The 21587-nt window shown below is 44.3% G+C and carries 15 protein-coding genes and 1 rRNA gene; 6 read left to right on the forward strand and 10 right to left on the reverse strand.

Features of this window, described 5'->3' with window-relative positions:
* Positions 1-51: 51 nt before the first annotated feature.
* From M9189_RS03490 to ftsZ, 3 genes are read left to right on the forward strand one after another with little or no spacing between them, the layout of a single operon-like run.
* Entirely contained in the window at positions 52-780 is a 729-nt protein-coding gene (locus M9189_RS03490; RefSeq protein ID WP_250724606.1) for a cell division protein FtsQ/DivIB, read from the forward strand.
* 45 nt (positions 781-825) lie between these two features.
* Positions 826-2181 carry a cell division protein FtsA gene (ftsA, locus tag M9189_RS03495; protein ID WP_250724608.1) on the forward strand — a complete coding sequence of 452 codons (1356 nt, stop codon included), beginning with the start codon at positions 826-828 and terminating at the stop codon, positions 2179-2181.
* Between the two features lie 38 nt (positions 2182-2219).
* Positions 2220-3692, forward strand: a complete 1473-nt coding sequence (ftsZ, locus tag M9189_RS03500; RefSeq protein ID WP_250724610.1) for a cell division protein FtsZ — start codon at positions 2220-2222, stop codon at positions 3690-3692.
* Positions 3693-3782: 90 nt separating this feature from the next.
* Here the strand turns inward: ftsZ and M9189_RS03505 are convergent, their stop codons facing one another.
* The 6 genes from M9189_RS03505 to M9189_RS03530 all read right to left on the reverse strand — a co-directional run bounded on the left by M9189_RS03505 (position 3783) and on the right by M9189_RS03530 (position 11389).
* Positions 3783-5876 carry a peptidylprolyl isomerase gene (locus M9189_RS03505; RefSeq protein ID WP_250724611.1) on the reverse strand — a complete coding sequence of 698 codons (2094 nt, stop codon included), beginning with the start codon at positions 5874-5876 and terminating at the stop codon, positions 3783-3785.
* Between the two features lie 108 nt (positions 5877-5984).
* Complete coding sequence (locus M9189_RS03510; protein ID WP_250724613.1) at positions 5985-7241, reverse strand: hemolysin family protein; 1257 nt, start codon at positions 7239-7241, stop codon at positions 5985-5987.
* Between the two features lie 84 nt (positions 7242-7325).
* A complete protein-coding gene (gene lptC, locus M9189_RS03515) occupies positions 7326-7943 on the reverse strand; it encodes an LPS export ABC transporter periplasmic protein LptC (RefSeq protein WP_419184187.1) in 618 nt (205 codons plus the stop codon).
* A gap of 8 nt (positions 7944-7951) precedes the next feature.
* The gene (locus M9189_RS03520) at positions 7952-9310 is read right to left on the reverse strand and encodes a tetratricopeptide repeat protein (RefSeq protein ID WP_250724617.1); all 1359 of its coding nucleotides are present in this window, start codon (positions 9308-9310) and stop codon (positions 7952-7954) included.
* A gap of 77 nt (positions 9311-9387) precedes the next feature.
* Positions 9388-10677: a BamG family beta-barrel-assembly machinery protein gene (locus M9189_RS03525; protein WP_250724619.1), complete on the reverse strand. Its 1290-nt coding sequence runs from the start codon at positions 10675-10677 to the stop codon at positions 9388-9390.
* The gene (locus M9189_RS03530) at positions 10670-11389 is read right to left on the reverse strand and encodes a type III pantothenate kinase (RefSeq protein ID WP_250724621.1); all 720 of its coding nucleotides are present in this window, start codon (positions 11387-11389) and stop codon (positions 10670-10672) included. Before M9189_RS03530 ends, M9189_RS03525 begins: the two co-directional genes overlap by 8 nt.
* An 84-nt stretch (positions 11390-11473) precedes the next feature.
* Between M9189_RS03530 and M9189_RS03535 the strand changes: the two genes are divergently transcribed.
* Entirely contained in the window at positions 11474-12223 is a 750-nt protein-coding gene (locus tag M9189_RS03535; protein WP_250724623.1) for a response regulator, read from the forward strand.
* Here the strand turns inward: M9189_RS03535 and mfd are convergent.
* Positions 12159-15551, reverse strand: a complete 3393-nt coding sequence (gene mfd, locus M9189_RS03540) for a transcription-repair coupling factor (protein ID WP_250724624.1) — start codon at positions 15549-15551, stop codon at positions 12159-12161. The two genes, M9189_RS03535 and mfd, sit on opposite strands and share 65 nt — an antisense overlap.
* Positions 15552-15649: 98 nt before the next feature.
* Between mfd and M9189_RS03545 the strand changes: the two genes are divergently transcribed.
* Positions 15650-16894: an aspartate kinase gene (locus tag M9189_RS03545; protein WP_250724626.1), complete on the forward strand. Its 1245-nt coding sequence runs from the start codon at positions 15650-15652 to the stop codon at positions 16892-16894.
* 57 nt (positions 16895-16951) lie between these two features.
* Here the strand turns inward: M9189_RS03545 and M9189_RS03550 are convergent, their stop codons facing one another.
* Genes M9189_RS03550 through M9189_RS03560 form a run of 3 tightly spaced genes read right to left on the reverse strand, consistent with a single transcriptional unit; the run spans position 16952 to position 19562 of the window.
* Positions 16952-17476 carry a hypothetical protein gene (locus M9189_RS03550; protein WP_250724628.1) on the reverse strand — a complete coding sequence of 175 codons (525 nt, stop codon included), beginning with the start codon at positions 17474-17476 and terminating at the stop codon, positions 16952-16954.
* Positions 17477-17482: 6 nt separating this feature from the next.
* On the reverse strand, positions 17483-18829 hold the full coding sequence (locus tag M9189_RS03555; RefSeq protein WP_250724629.1) for a dihydroorotase: 1347 nt from the start codon (positions 18827-18829) through the stop codon (positions 17483-17485).
* Positions 18810-19562 (reverse strand): polyprenol monophosphomannose synthase, encoded by a 753-nt coding sequence (locus tag M9189_RS03560; RefSeq protein ID WP_250724630.1) that lies wholly within the window; start codon positions 19560-19562, stop codon positions 18810-18812. Before M9189_RS03560 ends, M9189_RS03555 begins: the two co-directional genes overlap by 20 nt.
* Before the next feature lie 483 nt (positions 19563-20045).
* Between M9189_RS03560 and M9189_RS03565 the strand changes: the two genes are divergently transcribed.
* Positions 20046-21571 (forward strand): 16S ribosomal RNA (locus tag M9189_RS03565).
* The last annotated feature ends 16 nt before the right edge of the window (positions 21572-21587 follow it).

Below are 21587 nucleotides of genomic sequence, written 5' to 3' on the forward strand. Positions count from 1 at the left end.
GAGTTTAAAACAGTTATATTTAGCCGGTCAGGCGGCTTTCGGGAATAAGATATGAGAAAGGCTGTCAAAATATTGAAGTGGGGTATTGTACTGGTGTACTTTCCTGTGATGTTGTCCTTTGTGGCAGTCAGTCACAGGTCTGTAGTCTGTTCGGATGTCAGAGTGTATGTCAAGGATAGTGCAGAAGCCCGCTTTATAGATGCTGCCGAGATAAGAAAGCTACTGCTTGACAAATATCCCTCATTGCTGGGTGAGCCGGTTAGGAGTTTGAACTTTGAGGAATTAGAGAACTTTGTTAAGCGTAACAGTTCGGTTCGTACCTGTGAGGTATTTAATTCGGGTTCCGGAGTTTTAAACATAGAACTGACCCAGTACAAACCTATTGTCAGGGTGCTGGCATCAAACGGAACTTTCTATCTTGACAGTGAAGGACATCAGATACCTGTATCGTCGCGTTTTTCGGCAAGAGTACTTGTTGCAAACGGAACAATACCGGACGATAAAACAGAACTGTTGAATGTGGCTCGTCTGATCGCTTCCGATCCCTTCTGGGAGGCTCAGTTTGAGCAACTTTATATACGTAGAAATAACGATTACGTTTTGGTACCACGGGTTGGTGATCATTTGATACTGCTCGGTCCGCCTGAGGAAGTTGAGATCAAACTGAGAAACCTCAGGGCTTTATATCAAAGTGGACTGGACCCAAAGGAGTGGAACGAATACAAGGTGATCAACCTGAAGTTTAAGAATCAGGTGATCTGTTCGAGATGTAAGTTATAGTAGTGAGTAAAGAAGATTTTTTAGATATAGATAAACCCCATAGAAATGAATCAAGAAGCTAAACTGGTTGCTGCTATTGATATCGGAACCACCAAGGTTGTGGCTATTGCCGGGCGCAGGTATCCTGACGGCGAAGTGGAAATTCTGGGAGTGGAGAAGACGCCTTCAACCGGTGTCAAGAGGGGCGTGATTCTGAATATTGAAGAGACTGTTTCTGCGATCAGGGAGGTGGTTTCCCGTCTTGAAACAAGGCTTGATGTGCGTATTGGTGAAGTATATGTGGGTATGGCCGGCTATTCAATGAAGAGCCTTACAAATCGTTGTTACCGGTTTATCGATCCAAATAAGGAGATTTCTACCTTTGATCTTGAAGAACTTAGAAAAGACAGTCATAAGATATCACTGGAGCCAGGAGAGAAGGTAATCCACGTAATAGCGCAGGATTATAGTGTGGATAATGAGCATGGAGAAAGGAATCCTGTCGGTATGGCTGGTCACAGGCTGGAAGGATACTACCATGTTGTTATAGGTCGTATGACTGCTATCAAGAACATAGAGAAGTGTATTCACAGGGCTGGTCTTCAACTCAAGGGTATAATTCTTGAACCTTTGGCTTCCGCTCACGCTGTACTTACTAAGGACGAGATGGAGGGCGGTGTAGTAATGGTTGACATTGGTGGAGGCACAACCGACCTGGCAATCTTCCAGAACGGAGTTGTTCGTCATACTGCTGTTATTCCCTTTGGTGGAAACGTAGTTACCAACGACATCAAAGAAGGCTGTTCTCTACTTTTCAAGCAAGCTGAGATGCTCAAGGTGCAGTTTGCCTCAGCTATGAGCAGTCTGGTACGTGAGGACCTCTATGTATCAATCCCAGGCATGCCCGGTTGGGAAGCCAAGGAGATATCTTTCAGGAACCTGGCTGCAATAGTTCAGGCTCGTATGGAAGAAATCATTGAGTATGTTGCACATCACATAGAAAAATCCGGATATTACGATAGGCTCTCAATGGGAGTGGTAGTAACCGGAGGAGGAGCATTGCTTAAGGATATTGCTCATCTGATCAAGCTCAAGACAGGACTTGAGGTAAGGATAGGAAGGCCGTCAAGATATCTTGGTACGACCGATATTGCACCTGATCAGATGCCTTTCTACTCTACAGCTGTTGGTCTGCTGGTCGGTGCTTCCGAATATGCAGCTAAGCAGGTTGTAGAGGCTAAATTGTTTGAAATGCCACCTGTAGCTGAACAGCCTCAGAAGGAAGAGGTGCGCAGAACAGTAAGAACCAAGACTACTAAGCCGAAATCTGAAAAGGAACCTACACTTTATACAGGAGATCTTTTTGAGGCCATTAAGAATAGGATCGCGGGGATATTTGACGAAAAGGACGTTGAGATGTAGTATGCCATCTGGCATAGTTAACACTGAAAAAGGCTTATATGACTGAGGATTTGATCAATTTTGATATTCCAAGCAATCAGACTTCCATTATTAAGGTGATAGGAGTAGGTGGAGGTGGAAGTAATGCTGTTAACTACATGTACAACCTGGGAATTAAGGATGTAAACTTTGTGGTTTGCAACACTGATGCCCAGGCCCTGGCCAATAGTCCTGTACCCACGAGGGTACAGCTTGGCTCATCCCTTACTGAGGGACGTGGTGCAGGCAATAAGCCTGAAAGGGGAAGACAGGCTGCTATTGAAAGCATAAACGATCTGACAAGAGTATTGGATGACGGTACCAAGATGGTATTTATCACTGCCGGAATGGGTGGTGGTACTGGTACCGGTGCGGCTCCTGTTATTGCCAAGGTGGCAAAGGATATGGGTATTCTTACCGTAGGTATAGTTACAATCCCATTCAAATGGGAGGGCCACTTGCGTATCAATCAGGCCATTGAGGGAATCTCAGAAATGGAAAAGCATGTAGATTCTCTTCTGGTCATCAACAATGAGCGTTTGCGTGAAATGTACGGTGACCTTAAGGTCAGCGTCGCTTTCTCAAAGGCCGATAATGTTCTGGCTACTGCAGCCAAGGGTATTGCTGAAATCATTACTGTACATGGTTATGTCAACGTTGACTTCGCTGATGTTGAGACTGTGATGAAGGACAGTGGTGTGGCCATAATGGGCTCGGGGGCCGGTTCGGGTGAACATCGTGCTATCGATGCAATTGAGGCTGCTCTTGAATCTCCGTTGCTCAATAATAACAATATAAAAGGTGCAGGTAATATTCTGCTGAACATTACATCCGGTGTTGATGAGATCACTATGGATGAGGTTGGCATTATCACTGATTACGTACAGAATAAGGTAGGTCGCTCAGCCTCCATCATCTGGGGTACAGGAATAGATTCCAGACTCAAGGATGAGGTTGTGGTTACCATTATTGCCACCGGATTCGCTTCTGGCAATATGGAAGAGAAAAAGCCTGAGAAGCCGCAAAAGAAGGTGATGCGCCTTGAAATAGATGATGAAGGCAACCTGCATAAGGCATTCGACCTGGTAGAAGAGACCTTTGACGAGGAGGAGGAAGAAGGGAATGCAAGGGTTGTAACCTTTAATAATTTTGAGGAGGAGACCAGGAGGAAGGTAGAGCTACTCTATGGTTCTGATGACGAAGAAGAGGACGAGGACGACATCTTCAACCTTAGCGATGAGCCGGAGGAAATAAGTCTCTTTGTCCGTGGAAGTGACGGGTCGCGCATAAAGGTTGATGCTGACGATCTGTATGATGAAGGTCGGCTTGATGAAATAGAAAATGTACCGGCCTACAAACGCAGAAATGTTAGTTTTACACAGACCTCCAAGAGCACCGAGACTAAGGTGTCGAGGTTTTCAATCTCCAAGGATGGCACGGGTAAGCCAAAGATTGGACCAAACAACCGCTTTTTACACGATAACGTCGATTAGGATTTTCGTTTAATAATAAAAAAAAGATGCTGAGCCTCGGGGCTCAGCATCTTTTTTATTGAGTTTTACTGATTCCTATTTGTTCGACTATTAATAGAACCTTGCCCTTCTGTCCTTAATCTCAGCATCATTGCGCAGAGCTCTGATTAATTGATAGTCAACCGTCATAAGGGTATTTTGTGCAAATTCAGTATTCAGAAGGTCTTCTGACACTTCCACAGTTTCTACATTGTTAACCTTCAGAACATATACACCATTATTACCCTTAACTGGTTTTGATATTTGTCCGGCAGGAGTATTTACAGCAGCAGATACAAGAGCTGGTTCAACACCTGCACCAGGAACCTGGATATCTGAGAAGCTTAGTCCATTGACAGTTTCAACTTCTGTATTGTAATCAGCGGCAATGGTTTCAAAGCTGGCACCAGAAGCCAGTTTAGCTTCGATTTGAGCAGCCAGTAATTCAGCTTTCTTTTGTTGTTTCAGATATGCTGTAATTTGCGGGCTAACTTCATTAACAGAGGCATAACCTTCTTCTGCAGCGTTAACCAGGTTGGCAATCACAAATTGATCATCAAATTCGAAAACTGGTGACATTGAGCCAACATTGGTTTCAAATGCCCATCTTACGAGTTCCCTGGCAGAAGTGAAACCTCCGACATAATTGTCATTTTCCCTGATTGAGCGTCCATAACGTTTTACGAGCTTACCTTCTTCGATAGCCTGGTTGAACTTCTCCGGGGTATTGTTGTCAGCAGCAAACCTTGCAGCCTGTCTATATACATCCTGATATGTTTCGGAGCTATAGTGAATTTCACGAACAAGGGTTGCCAGATTATACTTTGGTGTTGCAGGACCTTGTTGCTGAATGTTGATTATATGTATTCCATATTGGGTTTGAGTTTTAACCAGATCACCCGTTTTGCCTTTGAATACAGCATCATTGAATTCAGGAACCATCATACCTTCGGTAAACCATCCAAGATCACCGCCGTTGATAGCAGAACCTGGATCCTGAGAATATCTGCGAGCCAGGTCAGCAAAATCAGCACCTTTCCTGATCAGATCCATAAGGCTGTCTGCCAAAGCGTTTGTGGCATCCAGTGTAGTTTCACGAATCAGAATGTGACGTGCTCTTGCTGAGTCAGGCATATTGTTGATTGCAACGAGGCGACTTGCCTTGTAAGCGTTGTCTTCGAAGTAGGGACCAAACACATCACCTACTTTTGCAGACAGGATGAAATCCTGGACCTGAGAGCTGAATTCTGCAAGGCGTTGGTTACGGCCAATATATTGAATGTCAGAATTGAGGTTTACAAATTGAATTGGATCAACTTCAGGAGATGAGAAGTCACCAATAAGCTTGTTTACCCATTCCAGAGCAGCAGTTCTGTCTGCATCTGTTGGTTCAATTGCAAAAGTGATGTACTCGATGTCACGTGTAGCTTCACGCTTGAAATACTTTTTGTTCTTATTGTAGTAATCCTTTACTTCCTTTTCTGAAACGGTAATCAGTGAGTCGGCAACAGTAGAAAGGCGTACTCCTACGAAATCGAAATCCACACTCTTGCTTCTGGCGGCAATTTCCTGATTTTTGAGGGCAGTTGGCATATACATACCCTTCTTGAGCAGGTTGCCATATTTGATAAAGAGCTTTTCATTAATCAGTTGTTCCTCCATTACCATCCAGTAGAAATATGCTGTAGGATCTACGTTCTTGTTTTGCAGGAAGCTCATTACCCTTTGTGGATCGAAAATCCCGGTGCCGGGGTCAGCAAACAATGGATGTTGATATATTGCAGGGTGGATGTTACGTCCTGTGACCATATCTAGAACTTCTTCGGAAGTAACTGCAATTCCTAGTTGTTCATAGCGTTCTTCAAGAAGAGCCTGACTGATGAACATTTCTTTGATCTGTTCCCTAAGACTGTAGGTCTCTTCTTCGGTCAGACCAGTTGCACCGGTATTCAGCTTATTGAACTCTTCCATTTCGGAAATCTTGTTCTGAAACTCATTTATACCAATAGATTTACCGTTGATGTTGAGAACCTCAGTCTGATTTCCGGAAAATATAGAAGGACCTGAACTCATAAGGTCCGTCAAAATAAAGGCAGCCAGGGCCAGTCCTATAAAGATCGCTACAAATACTCCTCCTTTGCTGCGAATTTTCTCTAAAGTTGCCATTAGAAATAAATATTAGATTTTAGCTTTTCAAAACGGCTACGAATATACGAAAAAATGTATAAGTACATTCTAAAACCGTAATCTGTTTCTTTATGTTATTTGGCAATATTATACAGGAAGTATGGTGATCTGTACCAGATCAATCCTCGACTTGGAGGCTTCCAGAATCTTAATTGAGATATTGTCAATAATGATCTCTTCACCTACTCCGGGGATGGATTCACTATGTGATAGAATAAGGCCGGCAATGGTTTCGTAATCGTCTGATACAGGTAGGTTGAGGTTGTATTTCTCATTGAGATAATCGATCTCGGCACGGGCCGAAAACTTGTATGTATTGTCGAATATCTTAACCTCTGTAAGGTCTGAGACATCGTGCTCATCATTGATTTCCCCGAAGATCTCTTCCAGGATATCTTCAAGGGTTACAATTCCTGAGGTGCCACCAAACTCATCCACCACAAGTGCAATGCTCTTGTGTTCCTTGGTGAAGATTTCAAGCAGTTTGTTGGCTGTCATAGATTCCGGCACTACGGAGATAGGTGTAATTACGCTCTGTACGGAGTCAGGATTGTTAAAGAGGGCAGAAAGGTGAACATAACCAACTATATTGTCAATAGTTTCTCTGTACACCAGAATCTTGGAGAAACCTGTCTCGATAAACATCTTTCTCAGCGTCTCAATATCATCACTTATCTCGACAGCTTCAAGGTCTGTACGTGGCACATAGCACTCCCTGATTTTTATACTTGAGAAATCAAGTGCATTCCTGAAGAACTTAACTTCTTCTGGTTCCGGTTCAGGTTTCTCCTCGTTGCCGGATGAGTCAATCAGAAGGTGGTCCAGACTAATTCTCTCAGGGACGGGAACCGGTCCGTTATTGCCATTCTTCCTGATCTTACGGTATAGAAAGTCAGTAAATCCGGAAAGAGGTTTTGCAATCGGATATAGGATTGCATAGATTCCAAGAAGAGGAACTGAAATTATATTGAGAGAGCGGGAAGGGTTCAATCTAAAAATAAGTTTGGGCAACACCCTGGAAAACAGCATGAACACCAAGGTGGCCAGCAGTACCTGTATTATTGCAACAAGCAGGAGGGAGTCGGTAAGGTGAATAAGTTCCGGACCAGTATAAAATACCAAGCTAATCGTAAATGTGGCAAGGGCAATCACATTACCAGCAAAGACAGTAGTTACAAAAAGGTGTCGATTGTTATAAAAGATATCGGTAACCTTGCTGTATGACGGATACTTCTGTCTGTTGAGTTCTATCATCAGCTTATTGGATGCAAGCAGGGCCATCTCACTCCCCGAAAGGATTGAACTTATAAGAAGTGCGACAAGCATTACGGCAATATGACTCATAAATCCGGATTATTGTCAGGATAAATATACAGATTTTTCGATGTCTTTGGATGTTGTATCACCTCCTGTAGTGAATGATGTGCATTAGTTGCCGGAAGAACTGCCTGATTCTAAGGCATCTTCGTCTATATGCAGTATGCCACTGATGTTAAGTATTTTGTAGTTTTCAAGTCTGTCGTCGGACTCAAACCCACGACCTGTGATAATCTCACTATCTGTGCTGATCTTGATAAACTGATCTGAATAGACCTTTTTGTTTCGGGTGTCCCAAAACATTAGTTCGGTGTTGATTACATCACCATTGGTATTGACTGCCTCAACATCCTTACGTAGTTCCCAGAGTTCTTCATTCTGGTGATAAATAGCATAGTTGCATCTCACCTGAGCCTCAATTTCCTCATTTACATTGTAAACATAGAGGTGCAGACCATTGGGGAAATCTACAATTGGTTCGCTGCGCTGATCATACTGAGCCATCTCAGGAGTAATGAAACGATACTTTACACGACCTGAGTCACTAACTATGGAAGTAAGATCTTTAAGTATCAGACTTGGAAGTTCCTCCTTATTTGTAAGCTCCTTGATTTCCTCAGCCTTATTGGGCTTACATGAGAAAAAAGCAGCGGCAAGCAGTATGGTAATACTGCCTGCCGTTGTTTTAAAAAGCCTAATGTTTATGTGTTTATGTTTCAACCGAAACACCGTTTTATCTATTTTCTAGCTCTTACAGTTGTTCTTTCGTTGATCCATCCTCCAACTTCATAGGTTTGGCCTTCTTCAAGGTTTTCGAAGAATACTTCGTTAATTGGAGGGAAGTGAGCAGAATAAGTTCTGATGGCTTCATTGGCAGCATCAGCTATACTTGGGTCAACAGACTTAGCCTTCATAAACTTGTCAACAGCAGCCCAGTAAGCTGATTTCTTTTCAACTTCAGTACTACCGATTGAGTTGGCTGACAGTGCATAGGCCTGGCCGATAAGCATGTATGGCATACCCCATTCCGGACGAGCTTCTATAGCCCTTAGAGCAAAGCTTCTTGCTTGAACAAATCTTTCATTGGACAGGTGAATCATACCGATTTGGTACAGATAATCAGCCTTTTGCTTGTTGTCATCAGCCAGTTCAACAGCCTCATTTAAGAATTTCAAAGCCTTTGTTACATCATCAGCTTTCAGGTACATTCTAGCAAGACCATAAGCAGATGCACTTGATGGCTCAATGTTGTGCTGATATTCGGATACCTTGTAAAGAAGGGCGTCATCACAGGAAGCTCTTACAAGCATTTGGCTAACTCGTTTAAGCCATGCAAGGTCAAATTTGTTGTCTTCCAGTTGTGGTTGATAAATCTTTACGATAACATCGCAGGTAGCAACACCACTCTTTGCAAAAAGGGCTTCAACACCACCCTTTACTTGATCGTAAATTTCAAGTTGAGCAGCAGACTTTGCTTTATCCTTAAGGTTTGCATCAAGATATTCACTTAATGTTGAGTAAATGTCAATTACAGTTTCTGCATTGATTTTACCCATTTCATACATATTGACAGCTGTACTCATGTAAGTTGCCAGGTATGCAGGTTGCGATGCCTGTTTCAGACCGGTAACAGACTCCTTCAGCAGTTGATAAGCTTCTTCAACTATGGCAGCGTTATCACGCTTGTAGTTAAGCATATCTATAGCCTTTGCGCCTTTGATGGCAGCAGCAGGGTTACGTGGGTGGTCACCGAAGAATTGGATTCTTTGGTCATGAACCTTCATCAGATATTGATAAAGCTCTTCAAATTTAGCTGCATCACGGTTCTTGGCAATCTTGTCCTTGAGCATTACTATACCGTCGATATAGATATTAACAGTAGCAGCCGGACATTCATTGAACGCTATTTCCCATGCTGGGAATGCTGTTTCGTAGTTCTTGTTCTTAAAATCTTCGTTGTAAAGTGATAAATTCGTGACACAGCGAATACTATCCTCTCCAATTCCATACTTGGTTTTGGAATCCCTACCGGTTTGTGCGTGTGCACAAGCCATGGACACGAATAATCCGATAATAAATAATTTAAAAACTCTCATCTCAACTTGTTTTTATGGTTATTACACCTCAGATAACTTTCTTTTTACTTATATAGTGATATAAATGTTCCATTATATTAATCAAACTGTCGTTTGAAGAACCAGGATTCATGCATAGTGAAACTAAGACTAAGTCTGTTGACTCTTTCTTTAAGCTGGCTACTGTTGCCTGTACCCAGTGCAGTGAATTCATAACCTATGTTGACCGTTGTCTTGGTTCTTCCCAGCGGAAGACCTAGTCCAAAACTTATGCCATAACCTTTGACCTGTTGTCCATCAAGCTTAATATAGTTCTCTCTGTAGTTGATTCCAGCCCTATATCTGACTATTTCATAATACTTTCTGGGTGACCTGTAATTGGGGATATATTCAGCACCCAGGCCCACAAATGTAACATTTGCAGTTTCAGTATTCTCATCAGGGAATTTTGATTCGGCCCAGTTTTCAAAGCTCGCATCTGCAGCAAGTGTCAGCTTGTCAACAATGTTGTATGAAGCACCAATACCTACTTTCATCGGGAGTTGAAATGCACTCTTTGTCCATTCGTTTTCCTTAAAAACTAAGGTATCAGGGTTAACAAAAAGTCCATCATCGGATGCAAAACTAAAGCCGCGTGCTATAAAAAGAGAGGACTCACCCTTAACATTTGTTTCAGGTCTGAAAACTGCACCAAAGACAAGAGATCTTTCTTCATCAATTTTTTTGGTGTATTGAGCTCCAAAATCCAGAATTAAATCGGCCAGATGATGTTTGGTTCTTATACCATACAAATACGAGTTGTCGTCATCGGCAAACTCATGGATGGCAGTGTGGTTAAGTTCGCCAAACCATATGTTGGCGTTAAGGCCAACAGACAGGTTTGGCATAATATTATATGCAATACCTCCGTACAGGTTGGAAATATTTCCACTTCCCTCCATGTGCATTACTGAGGACTCACCATTTGTTACCTGTTTTGATTCGAAAAGGTATCCAGCATTGGAAGCAGGTTTAAGACCGATAATCATACCACCTCTTTTCCCAAGAGAAAAACCCATTGCGAAATAGTCGAAGTTGACATCGGAGAATCTTTGTGAACCATTGCTGGTCTTGAAATTCTGTATCTTGGTCTCTAATCCTGTATCAAACAAGAATGCAAGAGAATCGCCAGCCGAATACGTGGCAGGGTTCATAGAATTGAGGTAAAGAGGACTTCTGACACCAATACCGGTACCGCCCATAGCGTTATTTCGCCCAAATCCCTGATAATTCAGTTCACCGAGGCCATAACGGGAAAAAGGTGATGCCGTTCTTTTTTGTGAATACGTAACACTAACGGATGAAAGCATTACCAATCCTGCAATCAGGAATTTAAGTGTCTTATGCATTATATTCCAGTATTCGGTTAAGTCCAAACAATACTAAATTTTGATTTGCAAAGATGGGTTTTTTTAGCTTTCCTGCAAAAAAATCTGAGTCTCCACCTGTTATGAAACAGTCTGTGATACCCCATTCTTGCTCTACCATCCTGCGATAACCTTCCATCTCAAAAACTATTCCATTTATTACGCCGGAGGCTATAGCCTGGTGTGTAGTCTTACCAATAAGATCTCTGAAGTCATCGCTGGAAACCAGCGGAAGCCTTCCGGTAAAGGCGTTGAGGGCCTTGAAGCGCATCATCATACCGGGAGAAATATTTCCACCTATATATATATTACCGTCGATAACTACATCATAGGTGATAGCAGTACCAGCGTCAATTGCAAGTACTGATCTCCCCGGACACAGGTAAGTCACTCCGGCTGCAAGAGCTATTCGGTCTCTGCCCAGGGTCTCAGGTGTCTCATACTCATTGATGAAAGGGAGAGGAGTATTGCTGTCAAGAATAATGGTCTGCGCTATTCTGTCAAGTATCAGAGAGTGGTCATCATCAGATGTAACTGATGAAATAATGGCTAATTCAGGGCTAAATTGCTCTATTACAGAAACCAGTTTTCTTTGGTCACTATGAGAAGTTGAATCAACGGCAATAAGCTTCTCTTGGTCAAAAATTCCATACTTAATGGAACTGTTCCCTTTGTCAATTACTAACTTAACCATTATTTTGCAGCTTCCGAGATAAAATAGCTTGCCAAATTTAGTGTTAAGTATTTAATATTTCTACTCATTTTTAACAAATCCGGTATGCGCAAAGTTCTAATAGTTGAAGACGACAAATTTCTTGCTGCAATATTTGCATTGTTTATAAAAGACATGGGTTTTGAAGTTGTTGGTCGTTGCAGGAGTGGTGTGGAAGCTGTTGAACTTTGCAATTCTCTCGAACCAAATGTAGTTCTGATGGATATTCACCTTGAAGGTGAGATGGATGGAATACAGGCTGCAGAGAAGATTCAGAGGGAACTAGAGATACCGGTTATTTTTATCTCGAGCGATACCAGCTCATCAGTTGTAGAAAGGGCTATTATCTCCAATTCTTACGGTTATCTTGTCAAACCGGTGCAGCGCAAGGAGCTGGAGATTTCTATCGAACTGGCTTACTACAAGCATAAAGCCGTTATAGACCAGAAGCGCAAGGAAGAAGGCTTCCGCAAATTTATCTCTGATGCTCCTGTACCTATTGTGATAATTCAGGATGGTAAGATACTTTACCTCAACAATGAAGCGCTTGACTTTTTCCATACTCACTATATTGAGGACATGATGGGCTTGCCCTTCCTTGATTTTGTAGAGCCCGACCACAGAGACCGTTTTGAAAGCTTTATTGCGCCTGATGCACAAAATGGCAAACTGCCGGGCAGATGCCTTGTCAATATGAAAGGTCTGCACGGCGGTACTATCGAAACTGATATTAAAGGCTCATGGATCTGCTTTAATGGGAAAGATGCCCTTCAACTGTTTCTGAATGATTCGTTTCAGCCTCAAGCGCACGAATAAGGCCGATGCAATCGTTTAGCGATAGCATCTTTGGTACTATCATTCTGAGTCTTCCTTCTTTTTCTTCAATCCTTATATCCTTTGGATGTTGCTGTATCCATACCAGGATAGCTCCAAAGATTTGTGACTTGTAGAATGGCGATTCCGGATTGCTAACAAAGTTGATTCTGAGCGCTTTGTTCTTGTATGTCAACTTTTCTATTCCCAGATTGATGGCTGCAATCCTCATCCTTACCACCTCTATCAGGCAGTCAGCCTGTTGAGGGAGGGTACCAAACCTGTCCTCGAGGTTTTTACGGAACTCATCAAGGCGGTACTCTTCCTTAATATTGTCAAGTTCCCTGTACAGGGTCATTCTTTCTGCCGTGTTGGAGATATAGGTCTCGGGGAATCTGAGGTCTTCATCTGTCTCAATTATACAGTCGTTGACATATTTCACCCTGCCGTTCTGGGTAGTTCCGGTAGTTGCTTGTTTAAGTTCTGGAAACTCAGTCTCACGCAGTTCGAGCAGTGCTTCTTCAAGTATCCTTTGATAGGTTTCATAACCTATGTCGGCTATAAAACCGCTTTGCTCGCCCCCGAGCAGGTTACCTGCACCTCTTATGTCGAGGTCCTGCATAGCAATCTGAAAGCCGCTGCCCAGGTCAGAGTATTCCTCAAGGATCTTGAGCCTCCTTCGTGCATCATTGGTTAGGCTACTTAGTGGTGGTGCAAGCAGGTAGCAGAAGGCCTTTTTGTTGGAACGTCCCACACGACCCCTGAGCTGGTGCAATTCGCTAAGGCCAAACTGATGCGCATTATTTATAATGATAGTATTGGCATTTGGAATATCGAGACCTGACTCAATAATGCTGGTTGCTATCAGCACGTCGAAGTCCCCGTCCATAAAGTCGAGCATTATCTTTTCAAGGGTTGGTCCGTCCATCCTGCCGTGCGCCACTACTGTTCTGACCTTAGGCAGGATGCGGTTGATAAGCATCTCTATTTCCTCTATGTTGTGTATCCTGTTGTTGATAAAGAAGACCTGTCCACCACGCTCTACTTCATAACTGATGGCTTCCTTAATAATATCTTCGTTAAAGCTGTGGAGTTCGGTAAAAATCGGATAACGGTTTGCCGGCGGAGTGTTGAGTATAGATAGGTCCCGGGCTCCCATAAGTGAAAACTGCAGTGTACGTGGAATAGGTGTAGCACTGAGAGTCAAGGTGTCAACGTTGACCTTGAGGCTTTTGAGTTTGTCCTTGACCGCAACGCCAAAGCGTTGCTCCTCATCCACGATAAGCAGTCCCAGGTCTTTGAACTGCACATCCTTGCCTATCAGACGGTGGGTGCCAATAAGTATATCAACCTTACCTTTCTGAGTGTCTCTGAGTATCTCCCTGATTTCAGAGGTCTTACGCAGACGGCTTATATATTCTATACGCACCGGGAAGTCAGCGAGTCTATCCCTGAAGGTGCGGTAGTGCTGAAAGGCAAGGATGGTTGTTGGTACCAGCACTGCAACCTGCTTATTGTCGCTTGCTGCCTTGAAGGCAGCCCTGATAGCAATCTCGGTCTTACCAAAGCCCACATCACCGCAGACCAGTCTGTCCATAGGATTGGGCGACTCCATATCCTGCTTGACATCGCGGGTTGCCTTGTACTGGTCGGGAGTGTCCTCATAGATAAAGGAAGCCTCCAGCTCAGTCTGCATATAGGAATCGGGCGAGAAAGCATAACCCGGTTCTGCCTTACGACGGGCATACAGGGCTATTAGTTCACGGGCTATATCCTTGACCTTCTTGCTGGTCTTTTCCTTCATGCGAGCCCATGCTGAATGGCCCAGCTTATGCACCTTTGGAGGCTCACCTTCTCCGCCCTTGTACTTGCTTATCCTGTGTAGCGAGTGGATATTTACAAGCAGTACGTCATTGTCCCTGTATATTAGCTGAATAGCCTCCTGCTTGACTCCATTTTCCTCGATGGTTACCAGTCCCCCGAAGCGACCGATACCATGGTCTATATGCACCACGTAGTCGCCCGGATTGAGGCGGGTAAGTTCCCTGAGCGATATAGCCTGACGGGCAGCACGTGCCTTGTCAGTGCGGAGAGTAAATTTATGATAACGGTCAAAGATTTGGTGATCGGTATAGATACAGAGTCTCAGGTCATGATCTACAAAGCCTTCGTGAAGGGCTTTGTTGAGTTCCTCGTACTCGATATTGGAAGCCCTGTCGTTGAAGATCTGACGAAGGCGCTCAAGCTGACGGTCATTGTCTGAGAGGACTATCACCCTGTATAGGTCCTGCAGACGCTGCTGGATGTCCTTTTCTACAAGTTCGAAGTTCTTGCGGAATGAAGGCTGGGGTGAACAGTTGAAAGTAAGTATGCAACCCGGTTGAAACCCATGGGCTGTATTGAGTATGGCCATCGGTCGGCTTAGCAGGCCGGCAAACAATTGGCCGCCGTCGGCCAATTGACCTGAAGCAGGTATTTTCAGTTCGGCAAGATCTTCCCGTGGTGCTGATGCATTTCTTTCATCTACCTTTTGTACAATACGGTTCATCTGATCCCTGATTAGCACAGGCGAGTCAATCCATATCAGAAAGTCATCGCCAAGGGCCTGGCTTAAGGGCAGGTAATCCTCGGTATTGTCGGCTGTCAGGTCGGGGATAATGGTGATTGTGTCAAAGTCCTCCTTTGACAGCTGGGTCTCGATGTCGAAGGAGCGGATGCTCTCGACCTCGTCGCCAAAGAAGTCGATACGGAAGGGGTCATCGTGGGAAAAGCTGTATACGTCGAGTATCGATCCGCGCACTGAGTAGCTGCCCGGCTCATATACGAAGTCGGTGCGCTGGAAGCCTAACTCCTTGAGGAAGTCGGCTACAAAATATAGATCGGTCTTTTCGTTTTTATTGATTCTGAGGGTTTGCTGCTGAATTACAGATGAGCCGGGCACCTTTTCCACAAGGGCCTCAGTGTATGTGACGATAAAAGAGCCGGGACCAGCCTCACGAAGCTTTTGCAGGGCTTCGGTACGAAGTATCATCTGGTTGCTATCGGGGTGGCCAAACTCGGGAGAGCGCTTGTATGACGAGGACAGGAAGAACACCGAGTCTTCACCATTGATCTGGGCCAGGTCATAGTAGAAATAACCCGCACTTTCCTTGTCGGGAGTAATCACAAGCTGTGGGCGTAGGTCCTTCAATGCAGATACTAAGAGGGTGGGAGAGGATCCAGTAAGTCCTTTAATATGTATGGGCTGGGAGGGGCTTTTTAGCCATTTTAAAAACTCGTTGTAATTGGGGTGATCTTTATACTTCTGCAACAAGGCCTTCGTCAAACTCATCTTTTTTTTGCAAAAGTAAGGATTTTGGTAGTAAATAGATTTATTTTGCAGCTTCATAAAGCTTAAAGAGCGTTAAGAGAGATAATAGTACTGCTTGTATGATAAGAGTTTACAAATTTGGAGGTGCATCAGTAAAAGATGCAGATGGAGTACGCAATGTCACATCAATAATAAGGAAGACCGAGCAGCCGTTGATTACGGTTATTTCGGCAATGGGCAAGATGACAAACGCTCTTGAGGAGCTACACCGAAGTTTTTTTGAGAAGAAACAGGAAGAGGCACTTGGTGCCTACGAAAATGTAATTGCCTATCACAGGAATATAATAAAAGACCTGTTTGGAGATGGGGATGCCTGCATGGGGTTCAATGACCTTGCAAGGTCATTGAAGGGTATTATTTCCCAGGAACCTTCGATGCATTATGACTATGAGTATGACCGTATAGTATCGTTTGGGGAGTTGTTTTCCACAAAGATTATTTCAGAGTACTGGGCAGCCGACGGCTTGGCCAACAAATGGGTGGACGTCAGAACTGTGCTCAAAACCGATGATCTGTACAGGGATGCTAATGTTGACTGGGAGCTGACTCCAAGGTTGATTAGAAAGGCCTTTGATGGCAAGGGCCTGTTCCTTACTCAGGGATTTTTGGGTGGTACAATCAATAATCTGACTACCACGCTTGGTCGTGAAGGCTCGGATTATACTGCCGCCATTATCGCCTATTCAATGGATGCTAAGGAAGTTACAATCTGGAAGGATGTGCCCGGGGTGCTTAATGCCGACCCAAGGTTGTTTCCAGATGCGGTAATGATCAAGGAGTTGTCGTATAATGAGGCTATCGAACTGGCATACTACGGGGCTCAGGTTATTCACCCCAAGACATTGAAGCCGCTGCAAAACAAGGATATAATACTTAATGTAAAGTCCTTTCTGGATCATGATGCTCCCGGCACCAGGATCTGTGAACGTAAGGGTATCAGTGAGCAGGTTCCTGTGTACATCCTAAAGAAAGACCAGATGTTTGTTACTATATCCCCTAGGGATTTCTCCTTTATTATGGAGGACAAGCTAATTGAGATAATATCTATATTCAGGAAGTTTAGGATTAGGATGAACCTGATGCAGAATTCGGCACTCAACTTCTCAGCCTGCTTTGACGACAATGGTCATAGCGAGCGACTGATGGAGGTGCTGAAAGACAACTTTACAGTGCGCTACAATCAGGGTGTAAACCTACTGACTATCAGACAATATACTCCGGAGTCGATCGAGAAGATGACTGTCGATAAGGAGATAATAGACTCACAGGTGACACGCAAAGTAGCTCGTTTTGTATTGAAATAGAGTTGATTGGATATAGCAAAACTGTAATTGTCAGTATAGGTAGATATTACAAGCCCCTTATTTCTTCAGTTTGATTTTGAAAACAGGCTTATGACCACGGAGTTCCCCGTTGTATGCATAAACCCCATAAGCCAGTACAAAGGAGCTGATCTCTTTATAAAACACCTGTTGTTCTGGAGAAAAAAACCAGTTTTCCTCAAACTGAATCTGATCGATATGTTTACGGTCGTAGTCTGGTGCTTGTTCCCGCTGCCTTACCTCGTCGGCAGTTAATGGCTGGTCGGTAAAGAAGTCGTAAGCTTGAAGCTGTCCGTTATATACACCCTCAAAGGTCAGTTCCACGAGTTTCTCCCTGTTCATGTGCCTGAGTTTGAATGTACTCCATTCATCATCGGTGTGGATATTTACCAGATCCACGTCGTAGATTAAAGAATCGGCCACCCTATAGCTGGGATCTACTGCAGTGTCAGGCAAAACTAAGGTCTTACCTGATTCGGCCTGCCTGTTGCAAGATAAAAGTGACAGGCTTGCCATGGGTATGGCAAGCAGCAACAGTTTGATAATTGCATATTTACGTGCCATAGATATTTAGTTGACATGATTAAAGGCAAGTCTTTTTCCTTTTATTGAAGTGTTGATAACACCCTTGTTGTATACAGCATGTCCATTGACCCAGGTGGTAAGCACCTTGTTGTTGAACATCTGTCCGTCAAAGGGAGTCCACTTACATTTATATAGTACTGTTGAGTCGCTCACTATGTCTTCTATGCCCGGTTGAACCAATACGAGGTCAGCATAATAGCCCTTGCGAATAAAACCTCTTTTGTCAATACGGAATAGTTTTGCCGGGGCGTGGCACATTTTCTCAACAACCAGTTCCCTGCTGAAAATACCCTGGTCACTCATCTGCAGCATAGCTGGCAGGGAGTGCTGAACCAGTGGCCCCCCCGATGGAGCATTAAAGTAAGTCTTGCTTTTTTCTTCAAGCGTATGTGGGGCATGGTCGGTTGCTACCACATCCAGGCGGTTATTTTTCAGGGCTTCACATAGAGCCTCACGGTCAGCAGGGGTTTTAACTGCCGGGTTCCACTTGATGCGTGCACTTTTTGAGGCATAGTCATCCGAAGTAAACCAAAGGTGGTGAACGCAAACCTCTGAGGTAATATTTTTTTCCTCAATTGGCTTTGAGTTGTCAAAAAGACTCAGCTCCTTTTGTGTAGAGATGTGAAGTATATGGAGTCTGGTATTGTGCTTTGCAGCCAGTTCGACAGCCATAGATGAGGACTTGTAGCAAGCTTCTGCATTGCGTATCTCGTGGTGTAGGCTGAATGGTACTTCCTCGCCATAGCGACTCCGGTAGAGTTCCATATTAGCCCGAATAGTAGCCTCGTCCTCGCAGTGGGTAGCTATCAGGGTGCGTACTTCGCTAAAGATGCGTTCCAGGGCCTTCTTGTCATCTACTAGCATATTCCCAGTCGATGAACCCATAAATACCTTGACACCACAGACTGTGGCTGGATCTGCCTTGAGTAGTTCGTCAAGGTTGTCATTGGTAGCACCAAGGAAGAAGGAGTAGTTTGCCAGCGACTTTTGTGAAGCTATGGCGAATTTGTTTTCAAGTTCGGTTATAGTCGTAGTCTGCGGATTAGTATTTGGCATCTCCATATAGGAGGTTACACCGCCTGCTACTGCGGCGGCGGACTCACTAGCTATATCAGCCTTGTGTGTGAGGCCGGGTTCACGGAAGTGAACCTGGTCATCAATAACTCCGGGCAGAAGCAGCAGACCTTCGGCATCAATAATAGTATCGGCAGTTGGGAGGACTGTATCGGTTTCGTATATCCCATCAATATACTGATCCTTTATCAGGACACTGCCTTTGAAGGACCGACCTTCATTAATAATAGTAGCGTTCTTAATTAGCGTTGCTGACATGTCTTCTGTACTTTTTAAAGAAGGAACCAAGTTTCATTTGAATAACGCCAAACACAGCCTCACTGAAGATTCCACCGCTCATTTTTGAGGTTCCGCGTCTACGGTCAGTAAAGATTATGGGTACTTCGACGATATTGAAGCCATGCTTCCAGGTCAGGAATTTCATCTCTATCTGGAAGGCATAACCTTTAAACCTGATATTGTCGAGATCCAGAGTTTCAAGAACGACTCTGTTGTAGCACTTGAATCCGGCAGTGGTATCCATAATTTTCATGCCTGTGATAAAGCGTACATAAACAGAAGCAAAGTAAGACATCAGCACCCTGCCCATTGGCCAGTTGACCACATTGACACCGGATATATAGCGTGAACCAATAGCCAGTTGGGCATGCTGTGTCTCGCATGCATGATAGAGTCTTATAAGGTCATTGGGATCGTGTGAGAAGTCGGCGTCCATTTCGAAAATATAATCATAGTCGTATTGGAGAGCCCATTTGAAGCCTGCAATATAAGCCGTTCCGAGCCCTTGTTTTCCGGGACGTTCAAGCAGATGTATCCTTTGGGGGTATTCAGGCATCAGTTTTTTGACTATGGATGCCGTACCGTCGGGAGAATTGTCGTCTATAATAAGAATATGAAAATCTCCTGGTTGCTGGGACATCACATTTCTTACCATGGCTTCAATATTCTCACATTCGTTGTACGTTGGAATAAGTACTATCTTCTTATGCACAATGCTCTGGTTTATTGTTTATGCGAAGATAGGGTTTTTCTGAAGTTGTGGTGAACCTTTTGGGAAGCATTTTGGTTTATATATTCCCACCGGCCGATAGGACGATTAAACAATCAGAAGCAAGATTTCGGACGAAATTTTGTTGCAAATTTTGTTGGATTTTTTCATTTGTTAGTATATCTTTACTAGTTCCCGGCTCAGGGTAATTTGAGGTGTAATTTTTTTTACTGCATTATTCTATTGATTAGTAGAATCTTGATTTGCGGGGCATAAAATCTTCACAAAATTTAGTCAGGAAATATTTGGAGGGGATAGAATAATGCGTATTTTTGCACCCGCTTTGCAGATGGCAAGGCGCTTAGTGAATAGAATAACGATCTTTGAAAATATTGATGCAATACCTAAAAAGAAAAGACAGGAAAGCGTAATTCCTTTGAGGAAGATTAGAATTGAGCCCAGATAATATTTTTAAAAACTTTTCATACAACGAAGAGTTTGATCCTGGCTCAGGATGAACGCTAGCGACAGGCTTAACACATGCAAGTCGAGGGGTAACAGGGTAGCAATACCGCTGACGACCGGCGCACGGGTGAGTAACGCGTATGCAACCTGCCTATAACTGGGGAATAGCTCCCTGAAAGGGGAATTAACACCGCATAACACTATTGATTCGCATGGATTAGTAGTTAAATGTAGCGATACAGGTTATAGATGGGCATGCGTGACATTAGCTAGTTGGTGAGGTAACGGCTCACCAAGGCTACGATGTCTAGGGGTTCTGAGAGGAAGGTCCCCCACACTGGTACTGAGACACGGACCAGACTCCTACGGGAGGCAGCAGTGAGGAATATTGGTCAATGGGCGCAAGCCTGAACCAGCCATGTCGCGTGCAGGAAGACTGCCCTATGGGTTGTAAACTGCTTTTATAGTAGAAGAAACACATCTACGTGTAGATGTCTGCCAGTATACTATGAATAAGCATCGGCTAACTCCGTGCCAGCAGCCGCGGTAATACGGAGGATGCAAGCGTTATCCGGATTTATTGGGTTTAAAGGGTGCGTAGGCGGGACTGTAAGTCAGGGGTGAAATACTGCAGCTTAACTGTAGCATTGCCTTTGAAACTGCCGTTCTTGAGTACAGTTGAGGTAGGCGGAATGTGGTGTGTAGCGGTGAAATGCATAGATATACCACAGAACGCCGATTGCGAAGGCAGCTTACTAAGCTGTTACTGACGCTGAGGCACGAAAGCGTGGGGATCAAACAGGATTAGATACCCTGGTAGTCCACGCTGTAAACGATGATTACTGGTTGTTAGCGATATATAGCTAGTGACTGAGCGAAAGCATTAAGTAATCCACCTGGGGAGTACGTCGGCAACGATGAAACTCAAAGGAATTGACGGGGGCCCGCACAAGCGGAGGAACATGTGGTTTAATTCGATGATACGCGAGGAACCTTACCTGGGTTTAAATGGGGAGTGCCAGGTGTCGAAAGATGCTTTTCCTTCGGGACACTCTTCAAGGTGCTGCATGGTTGTCGTCAGCTCGTGCCGTGAGGTGTCGGGTTAAGTCCCATAACGAGCGCAACCCTTGCCGATAGTTGCCATCACGTAAAGGTGGGCACTCTATCGGGACTGCCGGTGTAAACCGTGAGGAAGGTGGGGATGACGTCAAATCAGCACGGCCCTTACATCCAGGGCTACACACGTGTTACAATGGCCAGTACAGAGGGCCGCTACCCCGCGAGGGGATGCCAATCTCGAAAGCTGGTCTCAGTTCGGATTGAAGTCTGGAACCCGACTTCATGAAGCCGGATTCGCTAGTAATCGCGCATCAGCCACGGCGCGGTGAATACGTTCCCGGGCCTTGTACACACCGCCCGTCAAGCCATGGGAGCCGGGGGTACCTGAAGTATGTAACCGCAAGGAGCGTACTAGGGTAAAACTGGTGACTGGGGCTAAGTCGTAACAAGGTAGCCGTACCGGAAGGTGTGGCTGGAATACCTCCTTTCTGGAGAGCTTAAGTA

Origin of the sequence: Xiashengella succiniciproducens, assembly GCF_023674465.1 — a bacterium.
Lineage (GTDB): Bacteria > Bacteroidota > Bacteroidia > Bacteroidales > Marinilabiliaceae > Geofilum > Geofilum succiniciproducens.